The organism is Desertibacillus haloalkaliphilus (assembly GCF_019039105.1).
Taxonomy (GTDB): domain Bacteria; phylum Bacillota; class Bacilli; order Bacillales; family KJ1-10-99; genus Desertibacillus; species Desertibacillus haloalkaliphilus.
Genome location: NZ_JAHPIV010000385.1, coordinates 1 through 368, shown reverse-complemented (window position 1 = coordinate 368; position 368 = coordinate 1). Strand labels below are relative to the sequence as shown.

Here is a 368-nt window from a genome sequence, read left to right as displayed (position 1 = left end):
CGTATACATTGCAGCATCCGACATAATGATTAACGGTCGCATAAAGTCATTCCATGATGCCATGAAGACAAAAATTGCTTGCGCAGCCAATGCGGGCTTGGCCATAGGGAGAACAATTCTGAAAAATGTCCCAAACCGCGAGAGCCCATCTAAAGCTGCTGCTTCTTCCAACTCTTTCGGGAAGTTAAGGAAGAACTGACGCATCATAAAAATGAATGTTGCGTTCACCATTGCTGGGATAATTAAGCCATGATACGTATTCAACCACCCTAAATGATTCAAAATCAAATAATTCAGGATCATTGTAACCTGACCAGGAATCATCAGGACAGCTAATATACAAATAAATAAACTTTTCTTCCCAGGAA

General features: G+C 40.8%; 1 protein-coding gene. It reads right to left on the bottom strand.

Translation table 11 applies throughout. The annotated features are described in order from the left end of the window. Positions 1-368: carbohydrate ABC transporter permease (locus tag KH400_RS22450; RefSeq protein ID WP_217228416.1), on the bottom strand; the 368-nt coding region annotated here is incomplete at both ends.